This is a genomic window from Paraburkholderia atlantica, assembly GCF_000092885.1.
Taxonomy (GTDB): domain Bacteria; phylum Pseudomonadota; class Gammaproteobacteria; order Burkholderiales; family Burkholderiaceae; genus Paraburkholderia; species Paraburkholderia atlantica.
In genome coordinates, this window is record NC_014117.1 from 1,102,251 (window position 1) to 1,116,809 (window position 14,559).

Annotated in this window: 13 protein-coding genes, 1 rRNA gene and 4 pseudogenes; 14 read left to right on the forward strand and 4 right to left on the reverse strand. The window is 61.2% G+C overall.

The features are described from left to right. Positions 1-103: 103 nt before the first annotated feature. The 9 genes and pseudogenes from rrf to BC1002_RS39705 all read left to right on the forward strand — a co-directional run. Positions 104-217, forward strand: a 5S ribosomal RNA gene (gene rrf / locus BC1002_RS04945). 510 nt (positions 218-727) lie between these two features. Next, positions 728-1,063 (forward strand): IS66 family insertion sequence element accessory protein TnpB, encoded by a 336-nt coding sequence (gene tnpB, locus BC1002_RS37460; RefSeq protein ID WP_157874650.1) that lies wholly within the window; start codon positions 728-730, stop codon positions 1,061-1,063. Positions 1,064-1,153: 90 nt separating this feature from the next. Continuing rightward, positions 1,154-2,351 (forward strand): annotated as a pseudogene (gene tnpC / locus BC1002_RS04955) (IS66 family transposase); the annotation flags it as partial. 224 nt (positions 2,352-2,575) lie between these two features. Next, the gene (locus tag BC1002_RS04960; RefSeq protein ID WP_238537921.1) at positions 2,576-3,547 is read left to right on the forward strand and encodes an ISL3 family transposase; all 972 of its coding nucleotides are present in this window, start codon (positions 2,576-2,578) and stop codon (positions 3,545-3,547) included. A gap of 22 nt (positions 3,548-3,569) precedes the next feature. Then, positions 3,570-3,704, forward strand: a pseudogene (locus BC1002_RS37615) (IS66 family transposase); the annotation flags it as partial. Positions 3,705-4,407: 703 nt separating this feature from the next. Then, positions 4,408-4,710: pseudogene (locus BC1002_RS39355) on the forward strand (tyrosine-type recombinase/integrase); the annotation flags it as partial. A 127-nt stretch (positions 4,711-4,837) separates the two neighbouring features. Further along, positions 4,838-5,098 carry a tyrosine-type recombinase/integrase gene (locus BC1002_RS39360; RefSeq protein ID WP_274380040.1) on the forward strand — a complete coding sequence of 87 codons (261 nt, stop codon included), beginning with the start codon at positions 4,838-4,840 and terminating at the stop codon, positions 5,096-5,098. After that, a complete protein-coding gene (locus tag BC1002_RS04975; protein ID WP_013088974.1) occupies positions 5,095-6,042 on the forward strand; it encodes a tyrosine-type recombinase/integrase in 948 nt (315 codons plus the stop codon). Before BC1002_RS39360 ends, BC1002_RS04975 begins: the two co-directional genes overlap by 4 nt. Further along, positions 6,039-7,008: pseudogene (locus BC1002_RS39705) on the forward strand (tyrosine-type recombinase/integrase); the annotation flags it as partial. The gene BC1002_RS04975 and the pseudogene BC1002_RS39705, both read left to right, overlap by 4 nt. Positions 7,009-7,527: 519 nt before the next feature. Here the strand turns inward: BC1002_RS39705 and BC1002_RS04985 are convergent. After that, entirely contained in the window at positions 7,528-8,451 is a 924-nt protein-coding gene (locus tag BC1002_RS04985) for a dTDP-4-dehydrorhamnose reductase family protein (RefSeq protein ID WP_013088975.1), read from the reverse strand. Between the two features lie 11 nt (positions 8,452-8,462). Further along, complete coding sequence (locus tag BC1002_RS04990; RefSeq protein ID WP_013088976.1) at positions 8,463-8,666, reverse strand: heavy-metal-associated domain-containing protein; 204 nt, start codon at positions 8,664-8,666, stop codon at positions 8,463-8,465. 133 nt (positions 8,667-8,799) lie between these two features. Here BC1002_RS04990 and cueR point away from each other — a divergent pair, with 133 nt between their 5' ends. From cueR to BC1002_RS05005, 4 genes are all read left to right on the forward strand, one after another. After that, the gene (cueR, locus tag BC1002_RS04995) at positions 8,800-9,222 is read left to right on the forward strand and encodes a Cu(I)-responsive transcriptional regulator (protein WP_013088977.1); all 423 of its coding nucleotides are present in this window, start codon (positions 8,800-8,802) and stop codon (positions 9,220-9,222) included. A 302-nt stretch (positions 9,223-9,524) separates the two neighbouring features. Further along, positions 9,525-9,671 carry a DUF3563 family protein gene (locus tag BC1002_RS36090; protein ID WP_013088978.1) on the forward strand — a complete coding sequence of 49 codons (147 nt, stop codon included), beginning with the start codon at positions 9,525-9,527 and terminating at the stop codon, positions 9,669-9,671. Positions 9,672-9,915: 244 nt separating this feature from the next. Next, complete coding sequence (locus BC1002_RS05000; RefSeq protein ID WP_013088979.1) at positions 9,916-10,266, forward strand: hypothetical protein; 351 nt, start codon at positions 9,916-9,918, stop codon at positions 10,264-10,266. Positions 10,267-10,471: 205 nt separating this feature from the next. Further along, a complete protein-coding gene (locus tag BC1002_RS05005; protein ID WP_013088980.1) occupies positions 10,472-11,512 on the forward strand; it encodes an ABC transporter substrate-binding protein in 1,041 nt (346 codons plus the stop codon). A 78-nt stretch (positions 11,513-11,590) separates the two neighbouring features. Here BC1002_RS05005 and BC1002_RS05010 read toward each other — a convergent pair whose 3' ends face one another. Together BC1002_RS05010 and BC1002_RS05015 are read right to left on the reverse strand one after the other, a co-directional pair. Beyond that, a complete protein-coding gene (locus tag BC1002_RS05010) occupies positions 11,591-12,436 on the reverse strand; it encodes a 23S rRNA (adenine(2030)-N(6))-methyltransferase RlmJ (RefSeq protein ID WP_013088981.1) in 846 nt (281 codons plus the stop codon). A gap of 118 nt (positions 12,437-12,554) precedes the next feature. After that, positions 12,555-13,526, reverse strand: a complete 972-nt coding sequence (locus tag BC1002_RS05015; RefSeq protein ID WP_013088982.1) for a potassium channel beta subunit family protein — start codon at positions 13,524-13,526, stop codon at positions 12,555-12,557. A gap of 235 nt (positions 13,527-13,761) precedes the next feature. Between BC1002_RS05015 and BC1002_RS05020 the strand changes: the two genes are divergently transcribed. Beyond that, positions 13,762-14,559 carry a 3-hydroxybutyrate dehydrogenase gene (locus tag BC1002_RS05020; RefSeq protein ID WP_013088983.1) on the forward strand — a complete coding sequence of 266 codons (798 nt, stop codon included), beginning with the start codon at positions 13,762-13,764 and terminating at the stop codon, positions 14,557-14,559.

Here is a 14,559-nt window from a genome sequence, read left to right on the forward strand (position 1 = left end):
CCAGAAACAACACAACCCCACACACGAATCCTTTACGCTTCTTCCCGATTGGCTGTGGCGCCGGGTTGACCCCAACCTGAGAGCGACGCAGCAACCCGTCATGCCTGATGACCATAGCGAGTCGGTCCCACCCCTTCCCATCCCGAACAGGACCGTGAAACGACTCCACGCCGATGATAGTGCGGATTGCCCGTGTGAAAGTAGGTAATCGTCAGGCTCCCCCAAAGCCAGAAACCCCACCCCCAGCGGTGGGGTTTTTGCGTTTACGCGGCCGTCATCGGTAAGCGCCCGGGCACCCCACCTTGAATTGCGCTAAAGCTCTTGGCAGTAGCGTGTCCACTTAACGGTTTAACGAATAAGCGGACACGTGAACACTATCGAAGAAGAAACGCTGCCGACACGTCGACGCCGGCGACGTTACAGCGAAGAGTTAAAGCGCAGGTTGTGGCAGCGTGCCAGGGAACGGAAGTCTCGGTCACGGCGGTCGCGCTGGAACACGAGCTCAATGCGAACCTGCTGCGACGCTGGATCGATCAGGCCGAAGGCAGACTTCCCCCTAGACTGCCGGGCCGTCCGGCGCATACGCATGCAGCGTCCTTGCCGGGATTTGTTCCGGTTGCACTTGAGACGCGCGAGACGCGTTCGACAGAGATCGTGTCGAAGTGCGCCGTGGCGATCAGACGGTCACGGTAAGCTGGCCAGCAACGGAAGCAGCGCAGTGCGTCGCGTGGCTTCGTGGGTGGTTGTGGTGATCCGTGTCGACGAGGTGTGGCTGGCTGTCGATCCGCTGGACATGCGCGCCGGCTTCGACACTGTACTGGCGCGGGTAGTCAAGGTAGTCGGCGCCGCGCATCCGCACCATGCCTACCTGTTCACCAACCGCCGTGCCAACCGCGTGAAGGTGCTGGTGCATGACGGCATCGGCATCTGGCTGGCAGCACGGCGGCTGAATCAGGGGCAATTCGTCTGGCCGCACATGGGCAGCGAGCCGAAGCAGCATGCACTGACGCATAAGCAGCTGGCTGGCCTGGTGCTGGGCCTGCCGTGGCAGCGCATCGGCTAGGACGGCGTGATCCGCATCGTCTGGGACAGGGTCCTGAGGGACGTAAACAGTTTCGCTTCCACGGTGTGTGGGGTTCTCTGACTGGCCCGCATGAACCTGCCCTCCGACCTCGCTGCCCTCGATGCTGAGCAGTTGCGCGCCCTGGCGGCGCAACTGATGGCCGAGGTGCAGGCAAAGGATCTGGAGCTGAGCAACAGGGAGCGAGAGGTCAGCGAACGGGACCGCGAACTCCACTTCCGGCAGACCCGCATCGAGCAGCTCACTCACGAGATCTCGATTCTCAAGCGCCAGCAGTTCGGCCGACGCAGCGAACAGCTCAACACCGAGCAGATGAGCCTGCTCGACGAGGCGATTGATGGGGACCTGGCCGCCGTCGAGATGGAACTCGAGCAGCTCGAACCCACCACGCCCGAACGGCAACGCGAGCAGCCCAAACGCGCACCGTTGCCACCGCGGCTACCGCGCGTCGACATCCATCACGAGCCGCACAGCACGATGTGCCAGTGCGGCTGCGAACGCGTGCGCATCGGCGAGGACATCAGCGAGAAGCTGGATGTTGACGGTTGAGCGATACATCCGCGGCAAGTGGGTATGTCGCCACTGCGAAACGTTGATTCAGGCACCGATGCCTGCACACGTGATCGACCAGGGCATTCCGACGACCGGCCTGCTTGCATCAGTGCTGGTCAGCAAGTATGCGGACCACCTTCCCCTTTATCGCCAGGAACAGATCTTTGCGCGGGCGGGCCTGGCGATACCGCGCTCGACGCTGGGTGCGTGGGTAGGCACATGCGGTGTGCAGTTGCAGCCGCTGGTCGACGCACTGCATCAGGAGATCCTGCAGCGCGATGTGCTGCATGCGGATGAGACACCGGTGCAAATGCTCAGCCCCGGCAAGGGCAAGACTCACCGTGCGTATCTCCGGGCGTATACGCCCACGCAGTTCAGTGACCTGCGCGCCGTTGTCTACGACTTCGCCGACAGTCGCGCCGGCGAGCATGCACGCACGTTCCTGGAGAACTGGCACGGCAAGCTGGTGTGCGACGACTACGGCGGGTACAAGGCCTCATTCCAGCAGGGAGTCACCGAGGTCGGATGCGCGGCTCACGCGCGGCGCAAGTTCTTCGATCTGCATGCCAACCACAGCAGTCAGGTCGCCGGGCAGGCGCTGCCGTTCTTCGCAGCGCTGTACGACATTGAGCGTGATGCTCGGGAACTGGGGGCCGAGGAGCGGCGCCGGCTCCGGCAAAGCCGGGCCAGGCCAGTCTGTGATGCGTTCTATGAATGGGCCCCTGTTGAATTCCGAGTGGGTGGTATCGTCCGGTTTTTTGTGCAAAAGACGAAGGGAAGTCATGCATAGCCAGTTGTTCGAAGCCGCATTGGGTGTGAGCGATCCGTGGTTCGGGAGCGGCGTTGATTTCGACGCGGCGGCCAAACGGCTGACGATTCAGATCGATTTTACTGCCGGGACTCGCTTTCCGTATCCGGAAGTGGCTGGCGCGCATCCCGTGCATGATACTGTCGTCAAGCGCTACCGCCACCGGCAAGCTCAGTGGCTTCACGCTGCTTTTCGAGGCGATGGTACTTACGCTCGCGCAGCAGATGCCCTTTGCTGCAGTGGCGCGTGCCGTCGGCGAGTCGTGGTACCGCGGACACGCGATCTGCAAGCGCTACGTCGAACTGGCGTTGGCCGAGATTGATGTGTCCGACCTGACGAGCGCTGCCGTCGACGAAACTTACTATAAGCGCGGTCACAACTATCTGACGCTCGTGGCCGACGCCAAACAACGCAAGATCGTGTTCGTTACCGAAGGCCGCGATGCTGCCACCATCGAGCAGTTCGCCGCCCATCTGCAAGCGCACAACGCCACGCCCGGGCAAATCACCTCGGTCAGCATCGACATGTCGCCTGCCTTCATCAAGGGCGTCAGCAGGCACCTGCCCAACGCCCGCATCACCTTCGACAAATTCCACGTTGTCGCTCAGGCATCGTTTGCTCTGGACAAGACGCGGCGGCTCGAACAGAAGACCGACCCTGACCTCAACGGCCTGCGCTGGGCACTGCTCAAGGACCGCGACCGGTTGAACGTGGGGCAGCGTGCCGACCTGGACGCGCTCGTTGCCAACGTCACGACCAGGCGCACCGCCCGGGCCTGGCTCTATCGCGAGCAATTGCGAGACATCCTCGATCGCAAACAGATCAACGTCGTCTCCGCGATGCTTGAGCAGTGGTGCACCAACGAGATGCGCTCCAAAGTCGAACCCATGAAAGAGGTTGCACGCATGATCCGCAAGCACTTCGACGGCATCGTCGCCTGGACCCAGACGCGCCAGACCAACGGCTTTCTGGGAGCTCTCAACGGCCTGTTTCAGGCCGCTACGCGACGCGCGCGCGGTTACGCCAACCTCACGACCATGCGTACCGTGCTGTTTCTGATCGCCGGCAAGCTCGACTTCACTTCGATCAACCCGCATGCGGCATAACCCACTCAAATCTCAACAGAGCCATGAATGGCTGGCTGCGCAACGCAAACTCGTGTCCGAAGGCTCCGCCATTGCCAAAGCCCTGGGCTACAGCCTCAAGCGCAGGGAAGCGCTCACGCGCTATCTTGACGACGGGAATGTGCCCATCGATAACAACGACTGTCATGCCGCTAGCGGCATGAGCAAAGTTATGCCGACTCCCCGATTATGCCGCGTCGTGCATGCGCGTGGCGGTGGATATGGCCTTTCGTGATCGCAGTGTCGGCATAAACGTATGATTTCTCACGCTGGCTATCGCGCTGGCCAGGAGAGATCAGATGAATGCGGCACGCTCAGTCAGCGAATCCGGCGGGCTGCCGGCCCATCACATCGATGCATTTCTTGATCGTCTACGGACGGCACACTATTCCGAGGTATCACTTCGCAAGAAACGAAGAGTCCTGTGTGCGTTCTCTGGGTGGATGAAGAACAGGCACATCGACCTGATTGGATCTCGATGAGTCTGTCACGGCTCGTTTTATGAAGCGCATGATTGACGCATCACGAGACCGCGTCCAGCGTGCGCGACCCACATTGCGGCAGTTTCTCGCCTATCTGCGTGCCGAAGCCGTTGTGTGCCCGCCGACGTCGGGCCGCCAATCCGCAATCGCGCACATTTATCGCCGATACCTGGACTATCTGAGGCAGGATCGCGGACTCGCGAAGAACTCTCTGCTCGTCTATGGCCCGTTCATTCGCGACTTTCTCGACTGCCACTCGCCGGCGACGGAAGTTTATTGCCAGATGCATTTGACGCGGTAACGATCCGGAATCATCTTCTTGCCCGCAGCAAAGGCCGATCGGCAAAGTACACGCGGCTGATGGCAGTTGCGCTCCGCTCGTTCTGCCATTTCCTCTTTCTGCGTGGCGACACGGCCCGAGACCTGTATGAGTCAGTGCCCTCGGTTCGTAAGTGGCGACAGTCGACTGTGCCGACGTTCCTCACGCCTGAGCAGCAAGAAGCTCTCATTGCATCTGCAGACCGGTCGACTCCGACTGGGCGCCGTGACTATGCAATCCTGCTGTTGTTGGCGCGGCTCGGCTTACGTGCCGGAGAAATCGTCGCAATCGAGCTCGACGACATTCACTGGCGCTCGGGGGAACTCGTCGTTCATGGCAAGGGGCAGATAGTCGAGCACGTCCCGCTGCCATCGGAGGTCGGAGAAGCAATCGCAACATATTCTCCGCAATGGTCGCGGAGCGAGTGCATCGCGGCGCGTCTTCCTTCGCAGATTGGCACCTCGGGTTGGTTTGGCGGGGCCGGCGGCGATTGGCAAGATTGTTTGTCAGGCCTTCGCACGTGCCGGTTTCCGCCCCGCGTGCCGGGGCGCCGCACATCTGTTCCGTCACGGTCTGGCGACGACGATGATTCGCCACGGGGCCTCGATCGCGGAGATAGCCGAGGTCTTGCGGCACCGCTCACCGGACAGTACCGCGATCTATGCAAAGGTCGCGTTTGAGGACCTGCGCGAGGTCGCGCGCTCGTGGCACACGGCTGGAGGTCCAATATGACTGCGATCCGCGATTCTCTCGCTCGGTACGTGGCGGTCCGCGGCGCTCTCGGGGCGTCATTCTACGAACCTGCATTGGCACTCGGCCATTTCGTTGATCTTCTGGAACATGGAGGTGCTGAGTTCATTACTACCGATCTGGCTCTGCGCTGGGCGATGACGTCCACACTCGTCGAACGCGCCACTTGGGGGAGGCGCCTCTCTCAAGTGAGAGGATTCGCCAGATGGATGAACGTCATTGACGGTCGAAAACAGATTCCTCCGGCAGGGCTCCTGAGTGCCCGCAGACGGCGCAATGCCCAGCACATTTACACCGAGCAGGAAATTGATCTGCTTATGACCCGAGCAGCTCAACTGCGATCCCGAACCGGCATGCGAGCACTGACGTATTCGACGCTCATAGGGCTTCTTGTAGCGACGGGCCTCAGGCCAGGCGAAGCGTTTCGGCTCGACCGGTCGGACGTTGACCTCGTCAGCGGGATACTCTCCATCCGGGAATCCAAGCTCGGCAAATCGCGGCGTGTTCCTGTGGCAGAGTCGACCCGGGTGGCACTCGAACACCACGTCCAGAAACGCGATCAACTCTGTCCTTTACGATTGAGCGAGGCGTTTCTGGTTAGTGAGCGTGGCAAGCGATTGAATGCCGGCACCGCACGAAGTATGTTCGTCAGAATGTCGCGCGCTGTTGGTCTGCGATCGGCGACAGAGGATGGGCGCGATGGTTACGGCCCACGCCTCCAAGACTTCCGGCATAGCTTCGCGACTGGACGGCTGGTCGAGTGGTATCGTGCCTGTCGCGACGTAAGTCGGGAATTGCCGAAACTTGCCGCCTACCTCGGGCATGTCAACGTCGGTCTTACGTACTGGTACATCGAAGCGGTTCCTGAGTTGCTCGAACTCGCGGCAGCCTATCTCGACAAGAACTGTCCAGGAGAACAGCCGTGAGCGCCGCCAGTCTCCCATCCCTCGTTCAGCGTTTTTTTAGCCAGCGTCTGCTCGATCAGCAAGGTCTGAGTTCGCATACGGTGGCAAGTTACCGTGACACGTTCCGGCTGCTTCTAGCGTTTGCCACTAAGCGCATCAGGCGCACGCCGTCAAAGCTGCGAATCGAGGACTTCGACATGTCGTTGATCGAGGAATTCCTACCACCTCGAACACGGCAGAGGCAATTCGGTGCGGACACGCAACACGCGCCTTGCCGCCGTGCATGCCTTCTTCCGGTTCGTCGCGATCAGCGAGCCTGCGTTGTTTCTGCAGTGTCAGCGTATCCTTGCAATTCCGTCCAAACGTTGTGAACATGGTCCCGTCGAGTTTCTAACCGAGAAAGAGGCCGCAGCGCTAGTAGCGGCACCTGATGTACGAACATGGATCGGCAATCGCGACCGAGCGCTGCTTCTTGTAGCGGTTCAAATGGGTCTGCGGAATAGCGAATTGACCTCTATCAGGCGTCAGGATGTGGTGCTCGGTACAGGCGCCCACGTCCGTTGCCTCGGCAAAGGCAGAAAGATGCGATGCACTCCGCTTCGACCGGACGTCGTCGCGGTGATGAAAGCATGGCTACGCTATCAACCTGGCGAACCCGACGATCCGGTCTTCCCCAGTTCGCGCGGTGGCCGTCTTAGCGCCGACGCACTTCAGCGGCTTGTGTCGCGCAACGTCGCAATCGCGTGCCACTCGTGCCCCTCGCTGAAGGACAAGTCAGTAACTCCCCACACGCTTCGACACGGGGCCGCTATGAGCCTGTTGCATCACGGCGTAGACCTGTCCGTAATCGCGCTCTGGCTCGGTCACGAGTCCTCCGAGACGACTCAGATCTACTTGCACGCCGACATGCAACTCAAGGAACGCGCGCTCGCGCACGCCACGGCGAGCGGTGTTGCGCCGACACGCTACAAACCTCCAGATCCGTTATCCGGCGGTACTGGGCCTGCAGGCAATGCGCTGCAAGAATGTGAACACCAGTGTGGTTGCCGTTGCGCGAGAACTCTCAGGGTTCATCTGGGACATCAGCAGACTGGCGATGTCCCTCGCCATACCGAAAGATGCCAGGCCGGTCTGACACTCCATCATCTTAACGAGGACACTGAGAGTTTCCTGAAGACGGCGTAGCCCGGCACCCGAGTAACCCGCGAGCGGATTATGCAACACATCTAATGCGATTTGCGACTTGAGGCAGCGGCAGGCTCATAGGGCGGACCACAGTAATGCGGTAACCAACCCGCGGATATCAGTGTGACCCACCGTCGAGACGTACTGCTACGTCGCCCTCAGGAAATTCAGATGAACCAAAACCGAGAACCCATCGCGATTGACACGGAAAGTCATATCAATCCGCCGGGTCTGCGCTACTCCATGTGGTGGGGACTACTCTTGCAACTTCTTATCAGACCGTCGAGACGGCACGCTGGATTCGCTTACCAAGCGGCGGAATCAAGCGGAAGTCGTCATTCCCCGCCATGGAAACGCGGCTAGTACCCGCCTGATCGCCGTATCGAAAGGTGTGCGTCGGCCGAGGCCAAGTGCCTCCAGACGGCTCGATGCCAGATGACAGTTGTGCGGGCGCGGCGTCGCGTCGGTGGGTGTGTGCTGCGGCATCAAATGCGCGTCGAGTTGCAATGCTTCTGCCACGCGCACGGCGATCTCGTACTTGTTCATCGGTTCGTCGCCCGACCATTGCACGATGCCGGAGATGGTTTCGCCGCGCGCGTGTCGTTCGAGCATCTGTCGGATCACGACCGCGACATCGGGCGTGAACGTAGGATAGCGGATCGCCCAAGCGTCCATCTTGGCAGCTTGGGTGTCCGGCGCGGCCGACGCCGCGATCGCCGGCACGAGGCTAGTCACGGCCGACTCCGACCAATTCGCAATCGGCCCATACAACAACGGCAGACGCAGCACGCATCCGCGCTCGGCCGTTTCGATTAGCGCTCGTTCGCCTTCGAGCTTGCTCTGTCCGTACGCGTTCAATGGCGCTGGTGTACTGTCGTGACGATAGGGCGGGTGCTTGCCGTCAAACACGTAGTCGGTCGAGATCGACAGCGTCCACGCGCCGTGTCGATTTGCCGCGCTGGCGATCATTTGCACGGCATCGACGTTCAACGCACGAGCATGTGCCGGATCGCGTTCGCATACATCGGGTCGGCGCTCCGCCGCGGCGATCACGACGGCATCCGGGACCACGTGGTCGATGAAACGCTCGACCGCCAGGCTATCGCGAACATCCAATCGGACCATTTGCGGAGACGGCCGACTAAATGCTGTGGAGACGATGTGCCAATCGACTTGGCCCGCGAGTTCGTCGATGAGCGCGCGGCCGAGCAGCCCGGAACCACCGATTACGGCGACCTTGAACATGCCGGGCACCCTCAGCGCAGAGACGTGACGGTGTATCCGGCTTCGTCAATCGCGGCCTTCAGTGCCTCGATCGGTTGTGCCGACTCCACGAGCACGCGGCCGCTCGCGAGATCCACCTGAACCTGCGCGGCCGCGTCGTGCTCGCGGATCGCGTTCGTGACGGCGGTAACACAGTGCTGGCAACTCATGCCTTCTACATGGAGTTCGATTGTCATTGCAGGACCTCGAGGGAATCAGATCGCGGATAGCCGAATTATGCCTGCCGTTTCGTGTTTGGGTAGCTGACCTTCCCACCATGGGAAGGTGTAGGATCGGTTCGAGTTCATCCGCAATCTTGGGAAAACAGTCATGAACATTGGCGAAGCGGCCCGCGCGTCGGGCGTCACGGCGAAAATGATCCGCTACTACGAAAGCGTCGGCCTATTGACCGCAAAGGGGCGCACCAGTGCTGGCTACCGCGTGTATGGCCCCCAGGAAGTGCATTCTCTTCGCTTTATCCGCCAGGCCCGTCGACTCGGATTTCTCGTCGAGGATATCCGGCGACTGCTTGCCCTATGGAACGACCGCTCGCGTGCAAGCGCCGAAGTAAAGCGAATCGCACTCGAACATGTCGCCGAACTCGATCGCCGCATCACCGAGTTGACGGACATGCGCGACACTCTCGCGCATCTGGCCGACCATTGTCACGGCGATGACCGGCCAGATTGTCCGATCATCGAGCGATTAGCGGACACCGATCTTGTTTCGGGACAAGGTTGCCATCCGCTTTAGCCGGTGGATCGGGGGAAAAAGGCGCAACCGGGTCTGCCGCGGCTCAAGCCAAGCGAGTTGCGCACCGAAAGTGTGCGTGGAAATTGGCGCAATGACCTGCGCGCCGAGCGTACCCGATGAATCTCAATGAAATCAGCGCCTGAAATGCACCTATGCAGTGCTTCATTCCAGAATGGAATGCACGTCATGCGGGCATTTCACTGTTCAGGTTGCACCCTATGGCTATAATACGGGTTAACCCTTTTACGGGAAATCCCTGATGTCAAATCACCGGGGATTCGGTCTGATCCTTGGAGAACATCATGTTTGCATTCATTCTTGAGAAGCTGAGCACCTGGTTCGAAACCGCGGAACGTAGCCGTCGTGAGGCATACCTCGCATCTTCGTCCGATATCGTCCAGCTCGAACAGCGCATTCGTTCGCTGGAAACCAACGGCTATTCGCGCTGAGTTTCCGCTTTGAGTTTGACCTTGGCGGCGCCTTTTGCGTGGCCATTGCAGTACCAATGTCGAGCCCCGTCAAAGCGGGGCTTTGTCGCATCTGAACACCGAAACCCGGGTGCCTTCGGCGTTTTTCGAGTGATCGTCGCAAGAAGGCTTCTCATGGCGAATATCGACTAGCTTCGTAACGCGGGCCGCGGTAATGTAGGGCGTTTTTCGCGCAAGACGGCATTCATAACCAATCGGGCTGCCCATGTCCTCCGTCCGTTCGCTGCAAACTTTCCGATTCTTGATGGCCGCGGCCGCCGCGGCGACGCTCGCCACCCTCTGCGCTGCGTCGGACGCATATGCGGTATCCGATTACGAGCGTCCTCCAGTGATTCTCGATACGCTTGGCGGCATCAATAATGGCCAGAGCGGTACCGTACTGCTGAGCTCGCCGCCCGCGCCGGAGCCGATCGTCGCCGCGCCGTCGATCGCGGCACCGGCCGAACTGCCTGCAGAATCGTCGCCGCCGTTCGTCGTCGCACCGTATATTCAGTTGCCGGCGGGCGGTGGCGTGCCGCCGCGGCCGATGCCTCGACCGGTGCCGTTTCCGCAATAGGCAGTGACGGCGCGAAAGATCGCCGGTCTCGCTTCTCTCCCTACGCCAGCTTTGCTCGGACCTAGCAACTCCATTCGGGTTTGGGCGCATGGCGTCGGTGAAACCGTCCGACGACAATCGTTGCGACGCCTCGTCGCCCTGAGCTTCGGTCCCGGCGTGCGCGCCTGCGTCACCGCTTCGAACGGAAAACACAGGAGACGTCACCATGCCCAATCACTGGATGCAGCGTGCGACCCGCGCCTGCGTGATGCTGCTCACACTGGCTACGCTGCCCAGCGCCGGATTCGCGAAGGACGCGCCGGAAATGCCGACACTGACGATGGCCGTCGGCGGCTTACCAGGTCTCTACTACCTCCCGGTCCTCGCCGCGCGGCAACTCGGCTACTTCAAGGACGAAGGCCTGAATGTCACGCTCGAAGATTTCGCGGGCGGCTCGAAGGCGCTAGAAGCGGTGGTGGGCGGCAGCGCCGAAGTGGGCGCGGGCGCATTCGAGCACACGCTGTTCATGCAGGCGAAGGGACAGCACTATCGGGCGTTCGTGTTGATGGGCCGCGCCCCGCAGATCGTGATCGGCGTGGTGCAGTCGAAGGCCGACCAGATCAAGTCGCTCGCGGACTTCAAGGGCGCGAAGGTCGGCGTGAGCGCACCGGGTTCGTCGACCGATCTCGTGCTCACCGTTGCGTTGCGCAAGGCCGGCGTGCAGCGCAGCGACATTTCGGCGATCGGCGTCGGCAGTGGGGCGACGGTGCTGGCCGCGGTGGGCAGTGGGCAGATCGACGCACTATCCAATGTCGATCCGATGATGACCAAGCTCACGCGTAGCGGCGCGATCAAGGTGCTGGTGGATACGCGCACGGTGAAAGGCACGCAGGAGGTTTTCGGCGGCACGATGCCCGCGGCGACGCTTTACGCGCCCGAAAGCTTTATCCAGAAAAATCCGAAGACGACGCAGGCGCTGACCAACGCGATCGTGCGCGCCAATCATTGGCTGCAGACCGCGAGCGATGCGGATCTGTTGAAGATGGTGCCGCCAGCCTACCTGTTGGGCGACCCGACGCTTTATCTCGACGCCTTTCACAACGTGCGCGATGCGTATTCGCCGGACGGACTGATGCCCGCGGATGGGCCGGCGACGGCGCTGCGCGCGTTGTCGTCGTTCGACAGCCGGCTCGATCCGAAAAGGATCGATTTGAGTGCGACCTATACGAACCAGTTCGCGAGCAAGGCGGCCGCGCAGTTGAAGTGAGCCTGGGTGCAGACCAGGTTGCGCGGGCAGGCAACTGCAGACCGCACGCGCAATCCGCTCACGCGCCGCTCATCGCGTTCAATTGCCGCGATATTCGACCTTGAACGTCGCAGCCTTGTCCTCGCCGAGCGTCTTGACGAGCCATGGCATCTGATCGTTCAGCATCTTCGCGAGCGTATACGGCGGGTTCAGGACGAACATGCCGCTACCGAAGAGCCCATAGCCGTCTTCCGGTGGATTGCTGACGGTCAGGCTGACGTGCAGCCAGTTGTCCTTCTGCAACTGCTTGAGCTGGTCGGGAAAACGCTGCGACTCGGGGCGCTTGACTTGCGGATACCACACCGCATACGTGCCGGTCGGAAACCGCTTCAGACTTTCTTCGACACAGCGCAGCGTGCGCCCGTAATCGCGCTTGTCTTCATACGACGGGTCGAGCAGGATCAGCGCGCGACGCGGCGCCGGCGGCAACAGCGCGAGAATGCCGTCGAAGCCGTCGCCCGCGTACAGCATCGCGCGGCGACCCGCGTCGCGAAAATTGTGGCGCAGCACGTCGATTTCGGTGCTGTGCAATTCGAATAGCCGCATCCGATCCTGCGCGCGCAACTGTCGCCACGCGAGATACGGCGAGCCCGGATAGAAATGCAACTGGCCGTCGGCATTGAGCGCGCTGACTTCGTCGACGTAGTCGGCGAACAACGGCGGCAGGTCGTTGCGGCCCCACAGTTTTGCAATACCCGTCTCGAACTCGCCGGTCTTCGTCGCGTAGCCTTCCTTCAGCGAGTAGACGCCGGCGCCCGCGTGCGTGTCGATATACCAGTAGGCCTTGTCCTTCTGGCCAAGGTAGCGCAGGAGCTGCAACACGACGGCGTGTTTCAGAACGTCGGCGTGATTGCCGGCATGAAAGGCGTGGCGGTAGCTGAGCATGATGAGAGGACGCTGAGAGAGCGCAGGCCGGCCCAAAGGAGTCGGCGACGCGCGGTCGCGTATTGTACGCGACCGCGCGTGCCCGGTTGGCCACTCAGTGCGTGGCGCTGCGGGGCGATTACTCGTGCGCGTCGCCGATGATCTCCTCGATTCGCTGCTTGATCTCCGGCGTGATGCGCGCCGCCAGCTCGGTGGACTGCATATTTTCGCCGATCTGTTCGACCCGCGAGGCGCCCGTGATCACCGTGCTGACATTCGGATTCTTCAGAATCCACGCGATCGCGAGCTGACCCACTGTGCAGTCGAGTTCGTCGGCGACCGCGCCGAGCTGGCCGACCACGTTGTTCCGTGTCGGGTCGGTGAGCTGCTGACGCAGCCAGTCATAGCCCTGCAACTGCGCGCGACTGTCGGCCGGCACGCCGTCACGGTATTTGCCGGTGAGCAGACCCGATGCGAGCGGACTCCACGTGGTCAGGCCGAGGCCGATGTCCTCGTAGAGCCGCTTGTATTCCTGCTCGACGCGTTTGCGGTGAAACAGGTTGTATTGCGGCTGCTCCATGACCGGCTTGTGCAGATGATGCCGCTCGGCGATTTCATATGCGGCGCGAATCTCGTCGGCGCTCCATTCCGAGGTGCCCCAGTACAGCGCCTTGCCGCGCGTGATCATGTCGCTCATTGCCCAGACCGTTTCCTCGACCGGCGTGTTCGGGTCGGGACGATGACAGAACACGAGATCGACGTAATCGAGTTGCAGGCGCTTCAACGACCCGTCGATCGCGTTCATCAGGTACTTGCGGTTCAGCGTGTGGTACTGATTCGGCGCTTCGTTGAGTCCCCAGAAAAATTTCGTCGACACGACGTAGCTCACGCGCGGCCACGCGAGCTCCTTCAACGCATGGCCCATGATTTCCTCGGATTTGCCGCCCGCATAGACTTCGGCGTTGTCGAAGAAATTGACGCCCGCGTCGCGCGCCGCGGCAAGCGATTCGCGCGCGGCGCGGTGATCCACCTGGTTGCCGTACGTGACCCATGAGCCGATCGACAACTCGCTCACTTGCAGGCCGGAGCGGCCCAGACGTCGATAATTCATGCATGTCTCCTGGTTGGTGATGCCACGGGAATGGAGCCCGGATTCAGCCGGAAAGCGTCCAGTTTAAATAGATCCGGTTCGGCGTGCGTTTTACCTATGCCGTTCACAGGGTTCATGCACAATAGCAAAGTCGGCCGCTGCGCTGCATCCGCCGAACGGTCTATACCGTTTGGCCGACTTCTCGCGGCGCGCGGCTTCGTGGTCTCATTGCTCATCAACTGCATGGAGGTTCTGGATGTCGTCTCTGAACTCGAATCTGAACGGCAAGGTCGCCGTCGTCACTGGCGCCGCGAGCGGCATCGGCAAACAGATCGCGTTGACTCTGTCAGCCGCGGGTGCGGCCGTCGCGATCGCCGACCTGAACCAGGACGGCGCGAACGCCGTTGCTGAAGAAATCAGAAAGGGCGGCGGTAAGGCAATCGGCGTGGCAATGGACGTGACGAGCGAAGACGCCGTCAACCAGGGTATCGACAAGGTCGCCGAGGAATTCGGCTCGATCGACATTCTCGTTTCCAACGCCGGCATCCAGATCGTCAATCCGATCGAAAACTATTCGTTCTCGGACTGGAAGAAGATGCAGGCCATTCACGTGGACGGTGCGTTCCTGACCACCAAGGCCGCGCTCAAGCACATGTACAAGGACAACCGGGGCGGTGTCGTGATCTACATGGGCTCGGTCCACTCGCATCTCGCCTCGCCGCTGAAGTCGGCGTACGTGACCGCGAAGCATGCTCTGCTGGGTCTGTCGCGCGTGCTCGCCAAGGAGGGGGCTGCGCACAACGTGCGTTCGCACGTCGTGTGTCCGGGCTTCGTGCGCACGCCGCTCGTCGACAAGCAGATTCCCGAGCAGGCGAAGGAGTTCGGCATCAGCGAAGAAGAAGTGATCAAGCGCGTGATGCTGGGCGGTACCGTCGACGGTATCTTCACGACGGTCGAAGACGTCGCGCAGACCGTGCTGTTCCTGTCGACCTTCCCGAGCGCGGCGCTGACTGGCCAGTCGTTCGTCGTGAGCCACGGCTGGTACATGCACTAA